Annotated in this window: 24 protein-coding genes; 23 read left to right on the top strand and 1 reads right to left on the bottom strand. The window is 53.9% G+C overall.

The genetic code is table 11. The features are described from left to right. Window positions 1-14: 14 nt before the first annotated feature. The 9 genes from LF95_RS03835 to LF95_RS22725 all read left to right on the top strand — a co-directional run bounded on the left by LF95_RS03835 (window position 15) and on the right by LF95_RS22725 (window position 9,761). Window positions 15-1,562: a DNA primase family protein gene (locus LF95_RS03835; protein ID WP_073953761.1), complete on the top strand. Its 1,548-nt coding sequence runs from the start codon at window positions 15-17 to the stop codon at window positions 1,560-1,562. 177 nt (window positions 1,563-1,739) lie between these two features. After that, on the top strand, window positions 1,740-2,390 hold the full coding sequence (locus LF95_RS03830) for a hypothetical protein (protein WP_143181928.1): 651 nt from the start codon (window positions 1,740-1,742) through the stop codon (window positions 2,388-2,390). A 270-nt stretch (window positions 2,391-2,660) separates the two neighbouring features. Beyond that, entirely contained in the window at window positions 2,661-3,236 is a 576-nt protein-coding gene (locus tag LF95_RS03825) for a hypothetical protein (RefSeq protein WP_073953759.1), read from the top strand. Next, window positions 3,217-5,229: a phage terminase large subunit family protein gene (locus tag LF95_RS03820; RefSeq protein WP_073953758.1), complete on the top strand. Its 2,013-nt coding sequence runs from the start codon at window positions 3,217-3,219 to the stop codon at window positions 5,227-5,229. Before LF95_RS03825 ends, LF95_RS03820 begins: the two co-directional genes overlap by 20 nt. A 1-nt stretch (window position 5,230) precedes the next feature. Continuing rightward, window positions 5,231-5,776 carry a hypothetical protein gene (locus LF95_RS03815; protein ID WP_073953757.1) on the top strand — a complete coding sequence of 182 codons (546 nt, stop codon included), beginning with the start codon at window positions 5,231-5,233 and terminating at the stop codon, window positions 5,774-5,776. Window position 5,777: 1 nt separating this feature from the next. After that, window positions 5,778-7,289: a phage portal protein gene (locus LF95_RS03810; protein WP_083607490.1), complete on the top strand. Its 1,512-nt coding sequence runs from the start codon at window positions 5,778-5,780 to the stop codon at window positions 7,287-7,289. Continuing rightward, complete coding sequence (locus tag LF95_RS03805; RefSeq protein ID WP_073953756.1) at window positions 7,273-9,168, top strand: phage major capsid protein; 1,896 nt, start codon at window positions 7,273-7,275, stop codon at window positions 9,166-9,168. Before LF95_RS03810 ends, LF95_RS03805 begins: the two co-directional genes overlap by 17 nt. 87 nt (window positions 9,169-9,255) lie before the next feature. Further along, window positions 9,256-9,447, top strand: a complete 192-nt coding sequence (locus LF95_RS03800) for a hypothetical protein (RefSeq protein WP_073953755.1) — start codon at window positions 9,256-9,258, stop codon at window positions 9,445-9,447. A 2-nt stretch (window positions 9,448-9,449) separates the two neighbouring features. Then, window positions 9,450-9,761 carry a head-tail joining protein gene (locus tag LF95_RS22725; RefSeq protein ID WP_143181927.1) on the top strand — a complete coding sequence of 104 codons (312 nt, stop codon included), beginning with the start codon at window positions 9,450-9,452 and terminating at the stop codon, window positions 9,759-9,761. Here the strand turns inward: LF95_RS22725 and LF95_RS03795 are convergent. Then, window positions 9,697-10,338: a helix-turn-helix domain-containing protein gene (locus LF95_RS03795; protein WP_073953754.1), complete on the bottom strand. Its 642-nt coding sequence runs from the start codon at window positions 10,336-10,338 to the stop codon at window positions 9,697-9,699. The genes LF95_RS22725 and LF95_RS03795 overlap by 65 nt on opposite strands. A 94-nt stretch (window positions 10,339-10,432) precedes the next feature. Between LF95_RS03795 and LF95_RS03790 the strand changes: the two genes are divergently transcribed. The 14 genes from LF95_RS03790 (at window position 10,433) to LF95_RS03725 (ending at window position 22,066) form a co-directional block, all read left to right on the top strand. After that, window positions 10,433-11,125, top strand: a complete 693-nt coding sequence (locus tag LF95_RS03790; RefSeq protein ID WP_073953753.1) for a DUF6441 family protein — start codon at window positions 10,433-10,435, stop codon at window positions 11,123-11,125. Continuing rightward, the gene (locus LF95_RS03785; protein WP_073953752.1) at window positions 11,115-11,549 is read left to right on the top strand and encodes a hypothetical protein; all 435 of its coding nucleotides are present in this window, start codon (window positions 11,115-11,117) and stop codon (window positions 11,547-11,549) included. The genes LF95_RS03790 and LF95_RS03785 overlap by 11 nt, the downstream gene beginning before the upstream one ends. Window positions 11,550-11,566: 17 nt before the next feature. Beyond that, on the top strand, window positions 11,567-12,535 hold the full coding sequence (locus LF95_RS03780; protein WP_073953751.1) for a phage tail tube protein: 969 nt from the start codon (window positions 11,567-11,569) through the stop codon (window positions 12,533-12,535). 143 nt (window positions 12,536-12,678) lie between these two features. Next, entirely contained in the window at window positions 12,679-13,188 is a 510-nt protein-coding gene (locus tag LF95_RS03775) for a hypothetical protein (protein ID WP_073953750.1), read from the top strand. A 125-nt stretch (window positions 13,189-13,313) separates the two neighbouring features. Next, window positions 13,314-13,460, top strand: a complete 147-nt coding sequence (locus tag LF95_RS22905) for a DUF7697 family protein (RefSeq protein ID WP_168173650.1) — start codon at window positions 13,314-13,316, stop codon at window positions 13,458-13,460. Further along, a complete protein-coding gene (locus tag LF95_RS03765; protein ID WP_073953748.1) occupies window positions 13,450-15,852 on the top strand; it encodes a phage tail tape measure C-terminal domain-containing protein in 2,403 nt (800 codons plus the stop codon). The genes LF95_RS22905 and LF95_RS03765 overlap by 11 nt, the downstream gene beginning before the upstream one ends. A 4-nt stretch (window positions 15,853-15,856) precedes the next feature. Beyond that, window positions 15,857-16,390, top strand: coding sequence for a hypothetical protein (locus LF95_RS03760; RefSeq protein ID WP_073953747.1), 534 nt, complete (start codon window positions 15,857-15,859; stop codon window positions 16,388-16,390). 6 nt (window positions 16,391-16,396) lie between these two features. Continuing rightward, window positions 16,397-17,482: a virulence factor Pgp3 gene (gene pgp3 / locus LF95_RS03755; protein WP_073953746.1), complete on the top strand. Its 1,086-nt coding sequence runs from the start codon at window positions 16,397-16,399 to the stop codon at window positions 17,480-17,482. 18 nt (window positions 17,483-17,500) lie between these two features. Continuing rightward, complete coding sequence (locus LF95_RS03750) at window positions 17,501-18,109, top strand: DUF1833 family protein (RefSeq protein WP_073953745.1); 609 nt, start codon at window positions 17,501-17,503, stop codon at window positions 18,107-18,109. Further along, a complete protein-coding gene (locus LF95_RS03745) occupies window positions 18,106-18,516 on the top strand; it encodes an NlpC/P60 family protein (RefSeq protein WP_073953744.1) in 411 nt (136 codons plus the stop codon). Before LF95_RS03750 ends, LF95_RS03745 begins: the two co-directional genes overlap by 4 nt. Window positions 18,517-18,520: 4 nt before the next feature. Then, window positions 18,521-20,851: a host specificity factor TipJ family phage tail protein gene (locus LF95_RS03740; protein WP_083607489.1), complete on the top strand. Its 2,331-nt coding sequence runs from the start codon at window positions 18,521-18,523 to the stop codon at window positions 20,849-20,851. Window positions 20,852-20,941: 90 nt separating this feature from the next. Next, window positions 20,942-21,220, top strand: a complete 279-nt coding sequence (locus LF95_RS03735; RefSeq protein ID WP_073953743.1) for a hypothetical protein — start codon at window positions 20,942-20,944, stop codon at window positions 21,218-21,220. After that, the gene (locus LF95_RS03730) at window positions 21,217-21,600 is read left to right on the top strand and encodes a D-Ala-D-Ala carboxypeptidase family metallohydrolase (protein ID WP_083607488.1); all 384 of its coding nucleotides are present in this window, start codon (window positions 21,217-21,219) and stop codon (window positions 21,598-21,600) included. The genes LF95_RS03735 and LF95_RS03730 overlap by 4 nt, the downstream gene beginning before the upstream one ends. Window position 21,601: 1 nt before the next feature. Continuing rightward, window positions 21,602-22,066, top strand: coding sequence for a holin family protein (locus tag LF95_RS03725; RefSeq protein WP_073953742.1), 465 nt, complete (start codon window positions 21,602-21,604; stop codon window positions 22,064-22,066). Window positions 22,067-22,356 lie beyond the last annotated feature (290 nt).

Here is a 22,356-nt window from a genome sequence, read left to right as displayed (position 1 = left end):
CAACAGGAGGAACAATGGCAAGTGGGGCAAATGCCATTCGCGCCGCAATTGGCGGGGCGGACATTCTTAGTTTTCCCGGTGGCGGGGGTGAAGATGTCAATCTGTTGCTGGCCGAAAAAGAACGCAACGATATTGGAAATGCCGAACGGTTTCTTGCGCGGCATGGTCAGGATTTGCTGTATGTGCGTGAGGTCGGCTGGCATTGCTGGAACGGAACGCATTGGGCCCCGGATGGTTCCGATGAAGCGGTAAAGCAAAAGGCCCATGAAACGGCCCGGTCGATCATGGAAGAGGTTGCCGCCCTGCAAAAACAGGGCAGGCCGGACGTCGAAAAAGACGAGCCGGGCTATATTTCGGTTGGAGACTGGAACCAGAAGCTTGCCGATTTGATGAAATGGTCAATTTCATCGGGGAACCGGCAAAAGCTGCATGCGATGGTGGGTGAAGCAGAACCCTATATTTCGGTCGCACCGGAAATGATGGATTTTGATCCGTATTTGTTAAATGTGCAAAACGGGACCATTCGCATGCAGGGCGCATGTGACGAACTTCGGGATCATGATCGTGGCGACCGGTTGGCAAAGATCATGAATGTCGAATACGACCCGGATGCAACCTGTCCGACATTCAACAAATTTCTGTCCGAGGTTCAACCCGATGAAGAAATTCGGCTGTTCTTGCAAATCTGGTCTGGTTATTGCCTGACCGGGATTACAAGCGAACAAAAACTGGTTTTCAACTATGGTGAGGGTGGCAACGGCAAGTCGGTATTTATCGACCTGATTGCAAAGATGATGGGCCCCTACTCTCTCTCGCTGCCCTTTGCATCGTTATTGCGCGATGATCGCAAGCGCGGATCAGAGGCAACACCGGACCTTGCGCGGTTGCCTGGTGCGCGGCTTGTGCGGGCATCGGAGCCGGAAAAGGGATCGCGATTTGCCGAAGCAACCATCAAGGCGATTACCGGCGGTGAAGAAATCACAGTTCGGCACCTGAATTACGGTTTTTTCGACTTCGTTCCGCAATTCAAACTTACCCTTTCAGGCAACCACAAGCCTGCTATTCGCGGGCAAGATCGCGGGATTTGGCGGCGTTTTCTCCTGGTTCCGTGGGAAGTGAATGTTCCCGAAGAAAAGCAGGATAAGGATCTGCCTGCCAAGTTGTGGGCGGAGCGATCAGGCGTGTTGAACTGGTTGCTTGACGGTGTGCGGATATGGCTGGAACGCGGGTTATTCGTCCCTGATGCCGTGCTTGCCGCGACCAATGAATACCGCGCTGATAGCGACCCGATAGGTCGGTTCCTGAATGAATGCGTCAAGCCAAGCAAGTATTGCGCTGTCCAGGCAGCGGCCATGTATGACGCATACAAATCGTGGTGCAACGCCAATGCGGAACGTCCGTGGTCAATGACGGCATTTGGCAAGGTTCTGCCGGAACGTGGCTATCAGAAATCCGACGGGCGTATTCGAGAATATCTGAATGTCGAGCTGGTCAATGTGCCTGATGGGAACGCCGATAATAGCGAGCCGCCGCCCGCCGACAATCCGGGGGATTATGTCTAACCCTCGCAACCCTCGCAAACTATCGCACCGAATACAGCAAGCATTATCAATAACTTGCGAGGGTTGCGAGGGTTGCGAGGGTTTTCCCAGCCGTCTCGGCTGTGTGGGCGCGCATACAGTCGCGTTGACCTTACATAACTATCGCAACTATCGCAACTATCGCAGAGAGTTAGTAATATGTTGAAAACATTAGATAAAAAATACTTTGAACTATCGCAAGAAACTATCGCGAACTCTCGCAACCCTCGCAAACGGGTAGATATTGAAGAACTGGTGCGCTGGACTTATCAGGATCAGCGGGCCGATGAAGTCACCCGTCGCGCGGAAAGGCTGGTCTTTCCAAGCGAGGGCCGCAGCAACCTTTTATCCCTTGAACAGACAGCACTTCTTGGCATTCGCATTGATTGCGCGGGTTCGATCGCAAACAGCAACAACGAAATCAACCCCGATGCTGAAACCGTGCATGATGCGGTGCGCAAGCTCTCGCCCATTCAGATCGGTCTGATCATTCAGCATGCCAAGGCCGGGGATCGTCCTGAATGGTTCGAGGGGGAAGAACCGCGCCCGGTGGCGTTGCTTTATCGCGGCAGGCCGGTCATGGAATATGCGGACCCCAAGACGTGCCGCAAGCCGCTTTACTGTTTTGTGGATTATGAACCTGACATTGATCACGTCGCATTCGTTCGTGAAATGTATACCGCCTGGTGGGCGGCGCTAGCGGACCTTGCGTTGCTCATCGATGATATGACCAGCTACGAGATCGTCGGACCGAACGCGCCTGAAAAGCCCTGGATTAAAAACCCTGTTGACAGTCGGGGCAAAACTTGACAACAATCAGCCATCCTAAATTGGGCCTGCACCGGAATACCGGCGCGGGCCCTTTTTATTTGGCATTCCTTTCCCTATCGGATCAGCAATCAGATCGACCGCGCTGCCTTTTTGGGTCCTTCCCAGGCAAAAACGTATGCGGGTGGCGCGGGCGCGGGATTTCGCCAGTTTTTGGTTTTTCAAACAAGGTTAAAGGCGGTTAAAGCGGTTAAATCCCGCAATCCCGATGGTTAAAACCATGCGGTGAAATCGCACCGTGTGAGGTCACGCATGATTGGCAGCAAATCGGAATATGCGCGGCATTTGGGCGTTAGTCCGGCTGCCGTCACAAAGATGGTCAAGACCGGGAAAATCCCGGTTCGCGATGATGGCCGGATCGATTTTGCCGATGCCGATTTTGCCCGCCGGGCAAATGGGGACCCGGCACGCGCACCATCTCACTCAACGAACGAGCCTGTCGAAAACAGATCAGACAACGATGCGTCATTGTTTGATCTTGGCGAAGAACGGGACACGAGCAAACAACCAGACGCAAGGTCAAACCCGACATACACCGATGCACGCACCGAACGCGAACAGTATGCGGCAAAGCTCGCACGGCTGGACTATGAGCAAAAAATGGGGAACCTGCTACCAAAGCAGGAAATCCTCGACGCGATGGTGGCATCCGGGCGACGCATCCGGCAGGGTCTAGATAGCATGATCGGCTGGGCTGAAGAAATTGACGCTGCCGCACGTAATGGCGGCTCCGATGCTGTCCGCACGGTCCTGAAGCAAAAGACACGCGATCTGCAAACCATGATCGCGGAAAGCTTGAGTATCACCGATGATGACGAACAAGGGTGAAACGACGCTGGCGCTGATCACTGGGGCTTTGGCTCTCGGGATCGCCCCGGACCCGGTTATTAAACCGTCGGCATGGGCTATTGAAAATCTGATCGTTGGTGATGGCCCGCATGCCGGAAGTAAGTGGTCTTCAGACCTAACACCATATGCCGCGCCTATTCTCGACTGTCTTGCTGCTGAAAGCCCTCACACACGGGTGAGCGTTCGCAAGTCTGCTCAAGTTGGCTTGACCGTCGTTGGTGTTGCCTGGATTGGTTCGATCGTTGACAAGACGCCCGGGACTATCATGGTGATCTTTCCAACCATTTCACTTGCGAAGGATTTCAATAGCGAAAAGCTGACCCCCGCAATTGAGCAAACACCTGTCTTGAACAGGAAAGTAAATCAGCATCGCAGTCGTTCAGCAAAAGCATCGACAGCACGGAAAAAGCGGTTTCCGGGTGGTTCCATGCTTTTGACTGGGGCTAACAGTCCTTCGGAACTTCGGTCCAAGACCATCAAATATTTATTCTGTGATGAAGTCGATCAATGGCCCCTTAGCCTTGATGGTCAGGGCGACCCTATGAAGATGGCAAATGCCCGGCAGATCGCATTTCATGCCACAGGTGACTATAAAAAATTTGAAACCAGCACACCGACGATAAAAGGAATATCTCGCATTGATAATGCGTTTGAAGAGGGTGATCAGCGATTTTGGATGTGCCCCTGCCCGCATTGCGGTGAAAAACAACGGCTTGTTTTCGGTAGCGAGGAAATTGATTACGGCCTGAAATTTAACGACACATGGCCCTATAATGCGCACTATATCTGCAAGCATTGTGGCGGTGAAATCGAACACTACCAAAAAAAGGAAATGCTGGCGGCAGGCGAATTTATCGCAACCTTCCCCGAACCTGGCCGACATCCAAGTTTTCATATTGACGCATTGTCTTCAAATATCACGACTTGGGACAACATCGCCGAAGAGTTTCTAGCGGTGAAAGACGACCCGAACGAGCTAAAGACATTCGTTAATTTGTGGCTTGGGGAAGCATGGGAAGAACGCGGGGATGCGCCTGAATGGGATCGCCTTTATGTCCGGCGTGAAACCTATGGCGGGCGCACGATCCCGCCCGGTGGCATCATCCTGACAGGGGCTGCCGACGTTCAGGCCGATGGTATCTATTACGAGGTCAAGACATGGGGGCGAGATAAACAATCGTGGTCAATCGATATCGGTTTTCTCGAAGGCGACACCGCCGATCCGGCCAACCCGGTTTGGGGCAAGCTTGATCAGGTTTATGACCGCCGTTACCCCGATGCCTATGGCAACACTTGGCAGGTTGACGCTTTCGGTGTTGATTCGGGTTTTAACTCGAACACTGTCTATCAGTGGTGCCGGGCGCGCCCGAAGGCGATGGCATTAAAGGGTGAGGATGGCTGGCACAAAGCGGCGATTTCATCGACGCCCACAAAGGTCGATATCAGCATTCGCGGCAAGCGGCTACGGCGCGGTGTGGAATTGTGGCATATCGGCACTTGGGGATTAAAAGCCGAAATGTATGCCAACCTGCGCAAGGATGGCATGCGCGACGGGGCCGAATTCGACCCGCCCGGTTTCATGCACTACACCGAAGCCCTGCACGATGAACGGTTCTTCAAGCAGTTGACGGCGGAGCATATCAAAAGCCGCGAAGTCAAGGGCCGCACGGTCAAGGAATGGGTCGCGACCGGGCCTAACCATTATCACGACTGTTCGATCTATAACGCGGCGCTAGCGGTTCACAAAGGCGTCGGCGTCATGACAGACAATGACTGGGCAAAATGGGAAGCGGTAAGATGCCGCGCCCCGTTATCGCAACAGGGTGATCTTTTGGCCGGGATGAACGGCGCGCCTGCGGCGATGCTCGAAGATCTGGCTTCGCCTGATGAAACAACAGCCCCAAAGGCAAAACCAAATCAGAAACGCCGACCCAAACGCCGGGGCGGCGGTTTTGTTGGTGGATGGAGTTAATATGGCAGAACCGCAAAAACTGGTCGCGGGTGATAGCTGGAATTGGCGACGGGATGATCTTGCCGCCTATCCTGCCGGTGAAGGCTGGATACTGAAATACACCCTGATCAACGCAACAGCGAAAATCACGTTTGATGCCGTTGCGGATGGCGACGGGTTCAAAATCTATCAGGCGGCATCAGACACGGCAGTATATGCGGCGGGCACATACCGCTTTGAAGCATCGGTATCAAAGAATGGCGACCGGTATCGCGTTGGAACCGGCACACTTGAAGTTCTGGCGGATTTCGCATCGGTTGCGACGCTTGACGCAACCAGTCACGCGCGGCGGGTTTTAACGGCGATTGAAGCCGTTATAGAGCGTCGAGCAACCAAGGATCAGGAAGAATACCAGATCGACGGTCGAAGCCTTAAACGCACGGCAATCGCGGACCTGTTGTTGTTACGTGACCGCTACAAACGCGAAGTCGATAACGAAGCTCGGGCCGATTTGGCCGCACGCGGAAAAAAGATCGGTCGCAAGGTTGTGACACGGTTCAGAGGTTAGCATGGTCAATCCTTTCAAATTTGTCGGCAAAGGCATCGAACGCATGTTCGGGGATGCCCCCGAACCTGTGCGACGCACGCCGACCCTGCACCGTGTATCGCGTCGCAGCTTTTCTGGCGCGCGGGCCGACCGTTTGATGTCGGACTGGGTGGGCGAGATCGGCCCATTGAATGACAATCTGAAAAACGACCTTGTAAAACTCCGGTCCAATTCGCGCCGGTTGGCGATGAATAACGACTATTTCAAGCAGTTCCTGCGCATGGTTCGACGCAATGTTGTCGGTCCGAGCGGTATCAAGCTTCAAAACCGGTGTCGCGACGCAAACGGAAAACTGGATATTTTTGCCAACGAGGTTATTGAAAACGCATGGTCTGACTGGGGTAAAAAAGGCGTTTGTACCGTCTGCGGCAAATATAGCTGGTTCGACGTTCTTTGCGCCGTTGCCTTGAACCTGCCGCGCGATGGTGAAGTGCTATTGCGTGAGGTTCGTGGGTTCCCTAACAAGTTCGGTTATGCCTTGCAACTGATCCCGGCTGATGCGCTGGACCACCGGTTAACAACTGGCCTTGCCAACGGTTCAGACATTCTGATGGGGGTCGAACGCGACAAATGGCTAAAGCCGGTTGCCTATCATTTGAAGGTCAAACCAAGCGACCGGCGTGCTGTCAGGCATGAACGGGTTCCGGCATCCGAAATCATTCATTTGTTCGTGCCTGAAGATGTTGACCAGGTTCGCGGTCTGCCTTGGGCGCATACCGCAGTGCGTCGCCTTGGCATGCTTGGCGGGTACGAGGAAGCCGCACTGGTTGCCGCACGCGCCGGTGCGTCGAAGATGGGGTTTTACCAGCAACGTGAGGAAGGGGCAGGATTTGCCCCCGGAACAGACGAACAGGACGAGGATGGTAACTTTATCGACGAAGCGGTTCCCGGCCATTTCGACATTGTGCCCGCTGGTTATGAATTTCGTGAATATGACCCGGCCTATCCCAATGGCGAAATGCCCTATTTTATGAAGTCGGTTTTGCGGGGCGCATCATCCGGCCTTGGCGTTTCCTATAACGGGCTCGCTAATGACCTTGAAGGGGTCAACTTTTCATCCATGCGCGGCGGTGTGCAGGAAGAACGCGACGAATGGATGATCTTGCAGGCGTGGTTGATTGAGAACCTTTTGGGACGGGTTTTTCCTGACTTTCTGGAACAATCGCTTCTGACCGGGATCATCCCGTTGCCGGTGCGAAAATTCGATAAATTTAACGCACCGTTCTGGTTCCCGCGTCGCTGGAAATGGGTTGATCCCGACAAGGACAGCAAGGCGGCAGAACGCGATATCAATCTGGGCGTGACCAGCCGCACGCGGGTTGCCGCCGATCAGGGCCGTGATGTTCGCGATGTATTTGAAGAGTTGGCCGCCGAGCAAAAACTGGCTGATGAAATGGGGGTTCGGCTTGGCGATCCTCTGAAGCAAACAGACAACACAGTTGACACGGAGGGCGACAATGCCAGCGGAAATTGATGCCGACCCGAAGCTTCGGATTGGTCGACAACACCGCACCGCGCGTCTGGTGCGGATGGAAGATTCGGAGGAAACCCGCAAGGTCGAATTGTCGTTTTCTTCCGAAGAACCCTACCTGCGTTGGTGGGGTAAAGAAATCCTTGGTCACGACAAGGGCGAGGTTGATTTGTCCTGGCTGGACACCGGGCAGGCCGCGCTTTTGATGGATCACAATATACGTGATCAGATCGGGGTTATCGAGAAAGCCGAAATCGGGGCCGACCGCAAGGGGCGGGCGGTTGTGCGCTTTGGGAAAAGCGCGCGGGCCGAAGAAATCTTTCGCGACGTGCTTGACGATATCCGGCGGTCGATTTCCGTCGGCTATGAAATCCATGAATTGCGGCTGATTGAAGAAAAGAACGATGTGGCGACCTATCGCGTCACGTCGTGGAAGCCGCTTGAAATAAGCATTGTTTCCATTCCTGCCGATACTACCGTGGGCGTCGGTCGGGAGGGTGAAAACGATGCACATGATGTTCCGATTTTAGGCATAAAGGAGAAGCCAATGCCTGCCGAAAACCCCAATACCACCGTCCCCGCCCCGGCCCAGCCGAAAGCAACTGAAGTCGATGCCAGCGCCATTCGCGCACAGGCCGAAAAGGCGGGGCGTGATTCCGTTGCGGAAATCTATTCCATCGGCCAGCGGTTCGGGATGCTTGATGCCGCCACCAAGGCCGCATCCGAAGGCATGCCGGTTGACGAATTTCGCAAGATGGTACTGGCTGAACAGGAAAAGAAACTGCAAAGGGCCGGCACACCGGATACCGAGATCGGTATGGGTGAAAATGATCAGCGCAATTACAGCCTGTTGCGGGCGATCAATGCAGCGGCCAAGAACGACTGGCGCAAGGCAGGGCTTGAACGCGAAGCATCAGAAGCCATCGCCGACAAGCTGAACCGCGAGGCACGTGGTTTCTTTGTGCCCTATGACGTTCTCAAACGTGAGCTGACCGCTGGCACCCCGACAAGCGGGGGTAATCTGGTTGGTACCACGCATATGGCCGGGTCATTCATTGACCTCTTGCGCAACCGCATGATGGTGACACAGCTTGGCGCGCAAATGATGTCTGGTCTGGTGGGGAACCTTGACATTCCGAAGCTGAACGGGGGGGCAACCGCCTATTGGCTGGGTGAGGGTGATAAGACGTCGGGGTCGGATCAGGCTTTTGGCACCGTACCTTTGACGCCAAAAACCATTTCGGCAAAAACCAGTTTCACCCGTCGTTTGATGATGCAATCAAGCCCCGACGTTGAAAACGTTGTTCGCGATGATCTGAACAAGGTTCTGGCCCTGGGTATCGACCTTGCGTCGATTGCGGGTTCGGGCAGCGGCAACCAGCCAACGGGTATTATCAATACGGTTGGTATCGGCGCTGTCGTTGGTGGTGCCAACGGTGCGGCACCGACCTGGCAAAACATGATCGACCTTGAAACCGAAGTTGCACAGGATAATGCCGATGTTGGCAGCCTTGCCTATCTGACCAACACCAAGGTGCGCGGCAAGCTGAAAAGCACGGAAAAGGCCGCGAATACAGGGCAGTTCGTTTGGGGTGACAGCACCGAACCCGGCTTTGGCATGGTTAACGGCTATCGTGCGGGCGCAAGCAACCAGGTGCCGGGTAATCTTACCAAAGGCAGTGCCGATAGCGTTTGCTCCGGTATCATTTTCGGCAACTGGTCTGACCTTCTGATCGGTGAATGGGGCGTGCTTGATCTTCAGGTGGACCCGTACAGTTCTGGCGATAGCGGGGGCACAATTGTTCGCGCCTTTCAGGATATTGATATTGCGGTGCGTCACGCGGAGAGCTTTGCCGCGATGCTTGACGCTCTTACGGCTTAACAAACCAGCCAAATGTTATGACGCGAAAAGGACTGCTTCGGCGGTCCTTTCGCGTTTGACACGGCATTTAACACAGGAATTCTGGCAATGGCTGACAAAATTAAAATCGACGTCCTGCGCAATACCTTTGTGGCAGGCAAGCTGCTTTCCGCTGGCAGTTCCGTTTCGCTTGATGCCGAAACGGCCAAGGAACTGATCACGATGAAAAAGGCCAAGCCCTCAACGCGCGGCAGCGCAAAGGCATCGTCCGACGCAGGTTCCGACCAGCCAAAGGAATAAAAATGTTTGAAGATGCCGAAGATATTGCCGGTTTCTTCGATTCTGATGACGGTTTTGCCGTGATCGCGATTTACCGCGAAGGGGGTACCGGGGACGGTGTTCCCCTCGCGGTTATCCCGTCACGCCCGGATGAAACCGTGTCGATCTTTGATCGGAAAACGTCATCGCGCCGCAACCGGTTTTTGATCCCAAAAGCCAATGTCCCTAACTTAAAGGCGGGTGATACCTTAGAGATCAACGGGGAAATCCTCACTGTTCAAGGGGTTCCCTCGTTAGACCAGACTGGAAGTCTATTTTCGGTGGAGGGCCATTAAGATTGTCAACAGGATCGTACTCGACGACGGGGGAGAAATGTTGGCACGGGAGCCCGTATTTTATGGGCAATTTGTAATCATTTATCAGTTTTTCGCTATCGACCATGAGATATTTAGAGATTGTGTAAATATCGGCACAACTGAAATAAACCGGGTCCATTCCCCTCATGTGGTGTTTATAACGTTCAAATTTGGCAAATGTTGCTTTCACAATACTTTCCGACGGGTTGTAGTCAGAAGAAACATCAGTGAAAAAATAAATGAATGTCCTGGTACCGGACATTCCAATCGCGATTCCGATCAAGAGGCCAAGCACCAACCCCAACGCCGAAAATTTGAAACCTTTCCTATAATTACGGACAATCTCGCCCTCATCTCGTTTAAGATGTTCTTCAACTTCCTGAACAAGAACCCATTCCACCAAGACGTCGGGTGGATTGCTTTTATTCCGGCTATTTAAAGCGCGAGAAATCGTGCTTTGACTGATGCCAAGTTCGGCTGCAAGGGCCGCTTGCGACCAGTTCCCCTGATCACAAACGCGCCTTAGGCGAACGGAAAAGTCATTGTTTTCACTCATGAAAACTCCTTGAATACTAATATGCGTGCGTATGCGCAACCATTATGCACATCTTTTCCGCACGACTTTAGCGAGAAACTTTCAGGTATTCGACATGCGATTATCCGCAGCGATCAAGGGTGATTTGCGCAAGCAGATCGCCGATGAATGGCGCACGGCAGGCCGTGCGATCAGGGCTGGATTACGCGAGGGTGGCAAGGGTTTGCAGGCAGACCTGAAGCGCGATGCGCAACTGGCCGGATTGGGCAAGCTTTCCAAAGTATGGAAGGTGCGGGTGTATCAGGGCCGAAAAGGCCCTGCGGATTCCTTTGCTTTTGTGTACCCAAAAGGTGGGGAGCGCACGCGCGGGGCGATCTGGGCGCTGGATACCGGCACCACCATTCGCGCAAGAAATGCGCGTTATTTGACGATCCCGACCAACTTCAACCGCAAGGGCGGCAAACGGGGCGGCAAGGTTCTTTACCAGATCAACCAGCTTCATGACACGTTTGTGCAGAAAACCCGCGAAGGGCACCTTTTGCTGTTTTCGCGGGTTGGTCGTGCCCAGGTCAAAAGCGCAAAGACCGGCAGGGTTCAGGACCGGGCCTATGTGAACAGCCAATTGCTGGGGTCTGGCCGGGTAAAGCGCACACGGGAAATTCTGAAATATGGAGCGGTACCGATGTTCATTCTCGTGCCGCAGGTGCGCGTTTCCAAACGCACAAATATCGACGCACTGGTCACGCGCTGGCAATGGCGTTTGCCCGCACTGATCGTTAAGCACTGGAACAGCACAAATGCCAGATAGCACCCGCGAGAAAGCATTAAACGCCCTTTTGGCGCTGCTTGAAACCATTGATGGCGTTCGTGCTGAACGCAACGAACCGGAAACAGAGACAATTCCGTCGGGCGGGCTTGTGTCGCTTCGGGATGGCGACCCCGGTGAACCGGAAATGCTGTTATCGCCCCTGACCTATGAATGGCAGCACGTTGCAGAAATCATGGTGCAAAAACAGCATGTTGATGCCCGCACCCGTGATCGCGACATGGATGTGATTTTGCAAGCGATCGACATCGCGATTGATGCCGATTGCACCCTTGGCGGCGCGGTTGATCTGGCCCGACTGGGAGCCCCTGAAATCATTACAGAAGCGGTTGAAGGGGCGGCAACAATCAAGGCGATCCGGTTGCCGGTTCTTCTTGAATACACAACGACAACCCCGCTGGGGTAAGCAGAAAGGATTTTGTTATGGCTAAAACACGCGCATCAGGGGCGGATACCCAACTTTTGGCGGCATTTGAAACCAGTTACGGCGTTATTCCCGATGGTTCGGGCGGCGGTGTATATAGCAAAATGCTGTTTGCAAGCTCCGGTCTAAGCGAGTCCCGCGCCCTTGGCGAAGATCCTTTGCTGGGTTTGGGGCGTGCCACACTTGACCCGTTTTACGATGCGTCATCGACCGACGGCGACATTGTTGTACCGATTGATTTGCGCGCCTTTGGTGTGTGGTTGAAAGCGGCACTTGGCGCACCAAACACGGTTGATAACGGGGATGGCACCTTTGACCATACCTTTACAGCGGGCGGTGATGTTCCCAGCCTGACCCTTGAAATCGGTCATACCCAGTTATCGACACCGCGTTACAACAAATTTGCCGGTGTCAAAGTCAATACCATCGCCTTTGACATGGCACGCACCGGTGCCGCGCGTGCCACGGTTTCGGTGGTGGCACAGGGCGAAGAACCGAAAACCCAAACCCCGGCAGACGCCACACCCGACGAATTCGCACTTGTGCGGTTTAACCAGGGCAAAGGATCAATCAGCGTTGGTGGCACACGCCTTGGTAACGTCACGGCGGGAAGTCTGTCATTCTCGAACAATCTTGATCTGGTTGAAACCCTGCGGGAAGACGGAAAAATCGACGGAGCGGATGAAACAACCGCGTCGGTCAGTGGTTCGATCACGGTACGGTTTTCAACCGATACCACGCTGGAAGATGCCATCAACAGCGAAACGCCGCTGACAATGGAATATCGCTATCTGATCCCTGACACGTCTTACGCGATTATTTTCACCATCCCGCGCGTGTTTTTACCCAAGCCGAAACGGGAAATTTCCGGTCCGGGCGGCATTTCGGCAAAATTTGACTGGCAGGCGGCGGGGGCCGATGCGGCGATCATGACCGTGACCCTGATCAATGACGTTGCCGCGTATTAGTTGCGCGAAAAAAGGTTTGTGAACAAGGTTCTATTGAAAAAATAGCCCCCAAGGTTCCGTCCATTTTTTCCATTCAAGCTCTATTAGACATCTTCGATCCCCGGTTGCTTAATTGCCTGACGGGATTGAAAAAGGAGTACCGCATGATCAGGCTGTCACTACCAAAGGAACCCTACTGGCTTGATTTGCCCCATGACGTTCGGTTGCAGGTTCGCCCGCTTGATACCAGCCTGTATGAAGCGGCACGTCACAAAGGCGCACGGCTGGCGCAACGGCTGATTTCGGATCATGCCGAAATCACGCTCGCCGGGGGCACGGTTGGCGAACTGCCGGACCTGAACGACCCGGACGCCATTAACGGCTTGTCGCAATTCCTGTTCACCCAGGCATTGGCAACACTTGCGATCATGACGTGGGAAGGCGTGCTGGATGACAAAAACGCGCCCTGCCCGGTCAACGAAACCAGCGTTGCCATGCTGATGCGTATCCCGTCGATTGCCGACGAATTTTTGCGCAAATACACCAAACCGCATCACGATGTTCTTGCGGAGGGAAACGGATCAGGGCTCGCACCGAATGGCATTTCGGCGGCGGGCCCGAATATTGCGCCGGATGCCGCGCCGACGACGCCCCCTGCGCCTGCGGCGGAGTAACCGCTGATAGCGGCAATGGGGAATGCCCCTATGATAAAAACGCGCCCCTGTCGATCGAAGGACTTCAAACCTGGGATTTGATGTTGCGATTGCAGGGGCAAATCAGGTTTGGCGGAATTGGCACCGTGACCGGAATCGATCTGGTTGCCGCCTTGCAGCTTGCCGAAAACCTGAATTACGACAAGCGCGCCATTTCGCATTTGTTGCCAATGGCCGAAGCCGGACTGATTACCGCGCTAAACAAAGATCGGACCGAACAAAATGACGAATAAGGACATTACGGTTCGGCTGTCCTTAAAGGACGGCGAAGCTGTGCGTCGCGGGCTAGCAACCATTGGCGATGACGGAAAGGCCGCCCTTGAAAAAATTGAACAGCAATCGGAGCCTGCCAGTAAAGGGTTACTTACGGTCAGCGAGGTCTCACAGGAACTGCAAGACAACATTGAAGGCATGGCCGACCAGCTGGGGATTGCCGGTACCGCCCTTCGCGCGCTTGGCCCCGCTGGTGTTGCTGTTGCGGCGGGTATTTCGGTTGCCGTCGTTTCGTTTACCGCGCTTGTGCGGGCGTCGGTCCAGGCAGCGCGCGAACTTGGCGCGATCAAGGATGAAGCCGAACAGGCGGGCACTGCGGTTGAAACCTATCAGGCGCTGCAATATGCGGCTGAACAATATTCGGTTTCGCAAAGCGCACTGACGGACGGTTTGAAGGAACTGAACCTTCGCGCCGATGAATGGATCAGAACCGGGTCCGGTCCGGCGGCAGAGTCCTTCATGCGCCTGGGCTTTACACAAAAGCAGTTGCAGGGGCAGCTTGGCGATACTGGCAAGATGTTTCTTGAAGTGGTTTCGCGCATCAAAGGGCTTGAAAGCGAGGCTGCACGCCTGCGGGTTGCTGATGAAATTTTCGGTGGTACCGGTGGTGAACAATTTGTTCGCATGATCAATGCAGGCAATGAAGCTATTTCGGACATGATGAAACAGGCCCGTGATCTGGGTTATGTCATTGACGAAGCGATGATCGAACGTGCCGATGAAGCACGGGACAAGCTCGATTCCCTGCAAAAAATGATCAGCATTCAGCTTAATACTGCGCTGGTTGACCTGGCACCGGTGGCCTCGACGCTGGCAACCACATTTGCCGGTCTGGCACGCTTTGTTTCCGAGACGGTGGATGCCTTTCGCGAAATTGACAAGGTTTCGATGCGCGGGCTGATTAACCGCGTCAATGAGGCGGACGCCGCCTTTCAGCAAAAAATGGAAACCCTGCGCGCTGCCGAAGCGGAACTTGCGCAAGCGCAATCGAACCAAAACCCTTTTGGATTTGCGGACAACGATATTCTGAATGCCGAAACAAAAGTTCGCCTCCTGCGCAAGGAGGCGAAGGCCGCACAAGAACAGTTGATGTCCTTGCAGGCTGAACTGGCACAACGAAATTCGACCAAATCGGCATCGCCACCAATACCAGCGGTATCGATTGGAACCAGTGGTGATCAAAAACAGGCTGACAGGATCAAGGCTGTTACTGACGCTCTGAAATTCCAGCTTGACCAGCTTAACCGCACCGCCTACGGGCGGGAGGTGTACCAGCAACTTCAGCGTGCCGGGATCGAAGGTGGTACCAGGGAAGCCCGGCAAATTGCCGATCTGGTCCTGAAGCTGCGCGATCAGCAACAGGCAGAAAAGGACGCAACCGAAGCCCGCCGCGAAGGGGCAGACATGACCAAAAGCGTCATGACTGCCGAAGAAAAGCGGGCAAAGGCCATTGAGGAAATCAACCGGCTTTTAAAAGCGGGCATGATCACCGAAGAAACGGCAAACCGTCGCCGCGCCGAAATCACCCGTGATTATGAGGCAGATCAGCGCGACCGGCTGGAAGCCTCCCGCGAATGGACGGATGGCGTTATTCGGGGGCTGGCTGATTATACCAAGAGCGCAACCGATGCTGCCGCAAACAGCGAGCGCCTTGTCACAGGCGGTTTTGGCGCGCTTGAAAACAGCCTTGTCGGGATTGCAACACATACAAAAACTGCCAGTCAGGCCGTGTCTGACATGGTGACAAGCATGCTTGCCGATTTTAGCAGGCTTATGATTCGGCAGAATATCACCGGCCCGCTTGCGCAAAGTGCGGGTGGCTGGTTTTCAAACCTGTTTGGTGGCAGCACCGCAACCGCAACGGCTGCGGGGTCTGGCGCAACATTTGGGACCAGCTACACGGCAGGCATCTATCACGATGGCGGGCAAATTGGCAGCCGCGCGCGATCGCGGCAGGTTGATTTATCGCTGTTTGACGGCGCGCCACGCCTGCATGGTGGTGGTTCGGTGGCCTTGGCGCACAATGAAAGGCCGATTATCGCGCTTGATAATGAACGTGTGTTGACACAGGCCCAACAGCAAAACACGGCGCAAAGCCTGACAGCACTTGCACAAATGGTAGCGGGCCGCGACCAGCCCTTAACCGTTCAACTGAATGTCAACAACAATGCCGGGCGGGTGGCCGAAGCATCGGCTTCGGCACGCAAAGACGGCAGTGGTGGTCTAACAATTGATGTGTTTGTCGAAGAAATCGAAGGGCGGATGTCAAACAACATCGCGCGCGGTCAAGGTTTGGCGGATGTGATTGAAAACCGCTATGGCCTTGACCCTGCCGCAGGCGCACGGAGGTAGCATAATGACGGCAAATGTGGACTGGCCGGACCAGTTACCGCTGCCAACATTTCAGGGTTATAACATTGAACCGACCGATTCAATTCTGCGCACTGAAATGGAAAGCGGCGCTGCCCGACAACGCGCCCAATTCACCCAGACGCCAACGCGCATTGCTGTGCGTTGGCGTTTTACCATGTGGCAATTCGCCCTGTTTGAATCATGGTGGAAACACAAGGCACGCGAAGGGGCAGCCTATTTCAACATCACCCTGCTTGGCGGGCTTGGCATGGTGGATCACGAAGCCCGGTTTATTGGTAAAGGCAGCGGGTCCTATACCGTCGAGGTCTTACGCGGCGGCAAGGCTGGAAATCCTGACTACCGTCAAGGCGTGACATGGATTGTCAGTTCAACCCTTGAAGTTCGCGAACGCGCCATCCTTAGCGATGAAGCCCTTGATATTGCCTTGCAGGAAGATGTGCCGGGGCTGATCGCAGCCATCAACGATGTTCATTCCCTCATTCACACGACGATGCCGGGACCGGCAACCTGGAGTTAACAAACAATGGCAACCTTGCAGGAACAGCTTGAAGCATCGGTATCGAAACTGAATACCGATAGCGACATTATGCACCAGATCGTTCATGCGAATTGGCAAACCGTCGTCAATACCGAAGGCGGCCCGGTGAAATCGCTGGCAAAAGCTATTTATGATCTGGAAGCCGCTTATGCTGCCGATGATGTGATCGCGATCAGTCAGACCAATAACAATGATGCGTTTAACTGGGCCAATCGCGCCCCTGACAGTGGCTATACCGACAGTGCCGGGCACACCGGCTATTCTGCACGGCATTATGCCCAAAAGGCTAAAGTCGCAGCATCGCAACTGCCGACCAACAAGTTCGATGCCACCCGCGATCCTGGGGTTAATGACGATGCAAATGCGGGTTTTGCTGCCGGATCGAACTGGTTGAATGTCAGTTCAAAGGAAGCCTTCAAGTGCATAGATTCTGCCGTTGGTGCGGCGGTTTGGGTAACAACGACCCTTACACTCGACGAATTGGGAACGGCAGCGGCGCAGAACGTCGGGACCGGGGCAGGGCAAATTCCTATTCTTGATACAGACGCAAAGTTTCCGTCTATCGATCTTGCTGGCGATGCTGCTTCACCGATGCAGCCGGTCACGAAAAGACAGCTAGATGCGACCACGCCACAAGAGGTTTGGTCAGAGCGCGGGGATGCTGTCACATGCGCTGAACGTATAATTTTGGATGATTCGGTTCCGCAAATCTCTGAGGGCACCGAAATCCTGAATACAACGATTACACCGCGAGCAATTGGATCAAAAATTGAGATAGAAGCTCGCTGCTGGGGCTCACAAAATAACAACGACTGGGTAGTTGCTGCCATCTTTCAAGACAGTAGCGCAAATGCAATCGCGTCTGGTGCGGATTTCGTGTCTCAAGGCGGGGCTGGGTTTAATATCCATTTGAGGTGCATTATCACAACGTCATCATTGTCGCCTATAGAAATATCTTTGCGGTTAGGTCCGCATGGTCCTTATGTCGCGACGGTTAATGGACGCGATGGTGGGCGGTTATTGGGTGGGGCTGGTATCTCAAGTCTAAGGGTGCGAGAGGTTTTGCAATAAAAATCAGAGATCAATATTATGCCAAACGAACAAATGAGCGCGGCTTTGCGCGAAGCCTATGCTTCGGCCCCGGCTGATATCTTGACACTCCACACCCTTGAAATTCGGCACCCCGATTTTGAAGCCCCGATCCGCGTGGTGCGCAACTACCCGGATGATCAAACGTGGCTCGCTGCCGGGGACCCGGATGTGGCCCCCATACTTGACGCGATGGAATATGAAGACCGCAAGCAGGTGGGTTTGGTGGCGCGACTAGAAGATGATGCGCCGCTTGATGGTGGGCAGATGGTGGCCTTTATTGCCCTGGCATTTGAGTTGCAATTGCCGGATATCGACACGATTGCCGTGCCTGAAGCGCGGTTGCAGATTGATAATGTCGGGCGCGAAATGTCGGATGCGCTGGCACTTGCCGCAAACAGTCAGAACAAGATCGAAGTGACTTACCGGCCCTACAATTCCAATGACATTCAGGGGCCGCAATGGGACCCACCCTTAACCCTGACACTTGCCGATGTTGATGCCGACCCGCTGGTGGTGCGCGGCAGCATTCGGATGCTTGATGTTGGGAACAAGGCTTTTCCGGGAAAAACATACGACCCCGAAATATTTCCGGGGTTGGTGACATGACCGACACACTGCATTGGGCGGCGGAATATATCGGCCTGCCGTATCATCCCGAAGGCGAAGGGCCCGACAGTTTTCACTGTTGGGCCCTTGTTCGTTATGTCAGCGAAAAGCAATTTAGTCGCCCTCTACCTGAAATTGATGTGCCGAAAAACGCGCTCGGTCAAATGCAGGCCATTCGCGATGAACTTGCAGGGTCCCGCTGGCAAAAACTGCAAGCTCCTTGCGAGGGGGCCTGTGTGGTTTTACGGCAGGGTCGTCGCCCCGGCCATATCGGCATGTGGGTGGAAACCGCGACAGGTGGCGGGGTGCTGCATTGTATTGAGCGACTGGGTGTTGTTTTTCAGCCGATCGATCAACTTTCCGTGCATGGATACCGCATTAGCGGAATTTACCAGTTCAAGGGTTAGAAACATGCAATTGCAAACAAATGAGGGTTTGCAGACCGGTATCGTTGTGCGGGTTCACAACTTTATTGAACCATCGCAGGGGCGCGAAGTTTTTTGCCTGGACCGACCTGTTACCATTCGTCAATGGCTGGACAATCAGGGGATTTCCGAATTCCCGGTGCCGACTGTTTGCATTCATAATGACCAGCCTGTTTTGCGCGATGCGTGGGCGACGACCGTCATTAAACCGGGCGATATCTGCCAATTCTGGGCTTTGCCACATGGTGGCGGCGGAGGTGGTGGCGGTTCAAATCCGCTGCAAATCGTTTTGACCGTCGCGATTATGGTGGCTGCGGTTTACACCGGCGGCCTTGCTGCCGGTGCGCTTGGTTTTGCGCAAGGTACAGCCGGTTACATGGCGGTGTCTGCGGCAGTCGGCCTTGCTGTTACGGCAGCCGGAACGGCGCTGGTAAATGCCATCATTCCGCCGCCGAAGCCTTCTGTCGCCTCTTATTCATCGGGTAGCTATCAAGCGCCCAGCCCGACCTATAGCCTACAGGGACAGGCAAACAGTGCGCGGCTTGGCAGTGTGATTCCGGCTCAATATGGTCGGCACAAACGCTTTCCTGACATGATCATTTCAACAGCGTGGTCCGAATATGTTGAAAATGATCAATATATTCACATGCCGCTTTGCCTTGGCCTGGGCCGGTATGACGTTGAAAAAATCAAAATCGCCGATACCGACATCAGCAATTTTGATGAAATCACGCACGAGATTGTTGAACCGGGCGAAAACATCACCCTGTTTGATATCAATGTCATTACGCGCGATGAAGTTTCGGGTCAGGAACTGCCTGGTACCAATGAGGTTGAAAGCGAAGCGTGGTGCGGGCCGTTTGTGCTAAACCCGGTTGATAGCGTTGCCAATCAGGTCGGTATTGATGTGGTGTTCGATCGTGGCCTTTATTTCGCCAATGACAATGGTAGTTTTGCCAGTCGCACCGTCACATGGGATGTGCAATGCCGCGCGATTAACGAAGATGACGAACCGGACGGCGACTGGGTTGTTTTGGGTCAGGAAACCAAAACGGCCGCGACCAATGACGTATTGCGGATTTCCTATAAATACGCCCTACCGTCACCGGGGCGTTATGAAGTGCGGCTGCGGCGGACCAATGCAAAGGATCTGTCGAGCCGCGCCGGAAACAGCATTTTGTGGGCAGGATTGAAAGCCTTTGTTGATGGCCCCGATCATTTTGATGACGTATCGCTTTTGATGGTGCGCATGAAGGCGACCAACAACCTTAGCCAACGAACCAGCCGACAAATCAATGTGATTCAGACGCGGAAACTGCCGGTCTGGTCGCCGACCACTGGATGGAGTGATGAACAGCCCACACGTTCAATCGTGTGGGCCATGTGCGATATTGCGAGGGCTGATTACGGTGCGCAATTGCCTGACAGCCGGTTGATTCTTGAAAAACTCGCCGCACTGGATGCGCAACTTGAAGCCCGCGGGGATCATTTCGACGGTGTTTTTGACAGCAAGACAACCGTTTGGGATGCGTTAACACGCACTGCAAGATGCGGCAGGGCTGTGCCTTTTCTGCAAGGCGGCATTCTTCAGATTGTTCGCGATACCCCGCAAAACCTGCCTGTGGCGATGTTTGGGCCAAGAAACATCATTAAAGGGTCCTTCAGTCTGAAATACGTCATGCCGTCCGATGATACGGCGGATGCCGTAAAGGCTGAATTCTTTAACGAACGAACATGGAAACCGGCAACCGTTATCGGAAAGCTACCGGATTCGACAGGTGACAAACCTGCAACGGTTAGTTTGTTTGGTATCACGGGCCGCGCACACGCCCTTCGCGAAGCCGAAGCAATGGCGGCAGACAATCGCTATCGGAGGGTGATTGTCACTTTCCGAACCGAACTTGACGGTATGATTCCCAGCCGGGGCGATTTACTGGCCGTGACGCACAACATGCCGCGATGGGGGCAAGGCGGCGAAATTGAAGAATGGGACCCGGTAACTGGCACGCTCACACTTTCAGAACCGGTAACTTTTGAAGACGGCCTAACGCATTACATTGCTTTGCGGGACCGCGACGGGTCCTTCGCCGGTAGCTGGCAGGCATTGCCGGGCCCAAACCCAAAACAGATCGTTGTAAGCGATGATCTGGGCTTCACGCCCTATACCGGCAGCGAAATGGAGAGAACCTATTTCAGCTTTGGCCCCGGCGACACCTGGGCGAAATTTTGCCTTATGCGAACAGCCCGCCCTAGAAACGGGGGATCACAAATTGAAATAACTGCTGTGGTTGATGATGTCAGGGCGCATGTGAACTGACACAGGGAACAGTCAAACACCGCCCGTTTAACGCTTGCCCGGCCATTTGGTCGGGCTTTTTTTTATGGCTGTGCCGTAAGGGGGAAATACGTGGATAGCGACACGATCCGGTGGCTGCTAGGCGGCGCTGTCAGTGTGATTTTGGGGCTGATCGGCTTTCTGTTCAAACGACAGTCAGACCAGGCAGCGGATGCCGCCCTAAGCCGCGCAAAACAATGGGACGCCATTAACAGACTGCGCGACGACCTTCATGACCTTGAACGCAGAATGCTTGAGGGCATGGCTACCAAACAGGACCTGCGGGAAATGGAAACCCGCATTACAGCGGCGATTACCGCTGCACTCACTCAATTGGAGCATAGAAGATGATCAATTGGACCGATTATGAGCCGCTGTTTGTGAAGTCGGAATTTGACTGTAAACATACCGGCGAGAACCATATGCAAAAGCGGTTTATGGACGTTTTATATGCGGTGCGGCTTGAAATTGATAAGCCCATGATTATCACGTCTGGCTACCGGGATCGCACCCACCCTATCGAGGCAAAGAAGGCGTCTCCCGGTGCGCATACTTATGGCTGCGCTGCTGACATTGCCGTTGCTGGTGAAGATGCCATGTGTCTGATTGTAGTCGCTCGCAAGTATGGCATTCGTCGTATTGGGGTGTCTCAAAAGGGATCAGGTCGGTTTTTGCATCTCGACATGGGTGAACCAAACGGATTTCCGTCTCCCGCATTTTGGAGCTACTGAAATGGCATTCGATCCATTCTCGGCGGTCTTTGATATCGCCAATACGGTTATCAAGCGCGTCTGGCCGAATCCTGAAGATCAGGCAAAGGCGCAAATGGAACTTGCCAAGCTGCAACAGGAAGGCGATTTCAAGGAACTTGACGCGCAAATTCAGGTTCTGATGGGGCAGATTGAAACCAACAAGATTGAAGCCGAACATGGTGGTTTGTTCAAGGGCGGCTGGCGTCCTGCCGTCGGTTGGGTTTGTGCTGCGGCGATGGCCTACACCTTCATTTTGAACCCGTTGATCGTGTCTGCGGTTCAGATCACGGCTCATTTCACGGGGGCGAAGCTGTTCCCATTGGAATTTCTGCCTGATCTTGGTTGGCAGGACCTATCCCCTGTTCTGATCGGTATGCTTGGTTTGGGCGGACTAAGGACCTTCGAGAAGCGGCAAAGTCGATTACAAAAACGACACGAAAACTAGCCAAGCCATAAGCTTGTATAGTACACAGCTCTCAGCCTCACAGAACGAAGGCACACGCAACACAAAAAAAAGGCGGCTAAAGCGCCGCCTTGATTCTCTTTACGAAATATCAGTTTGAAGAATAGTGCGTTCCAATCGCCATTTCGATAGGGACGATATACGGAACTGGCTTAATTTCGCTGAATTGGTCCGCAAGTCGTTCAGCATCAAGCAAATTTTGAGACAAAGTATGATTTCCATGTTCAGGCAGCGCGTTCAACTTTTCTCGAACTGCATTAGATAGTGACATC

The sequence above is a fragment of the Thalassospira sp. TSL5-1 genome (assembly GCF_001907695.1).
Taxonomy (GTDB): Bacteria; Pseudomonadota; Alphaproteobacteria; order Rhodospirillales; family Thalassospiraceae; genus Thalassospira.
The sequence above is the reverse complement of the archived record's forward strand: the minus strand, read 5'-3'. Positions and strand labels throughout refer to the sequence as shown.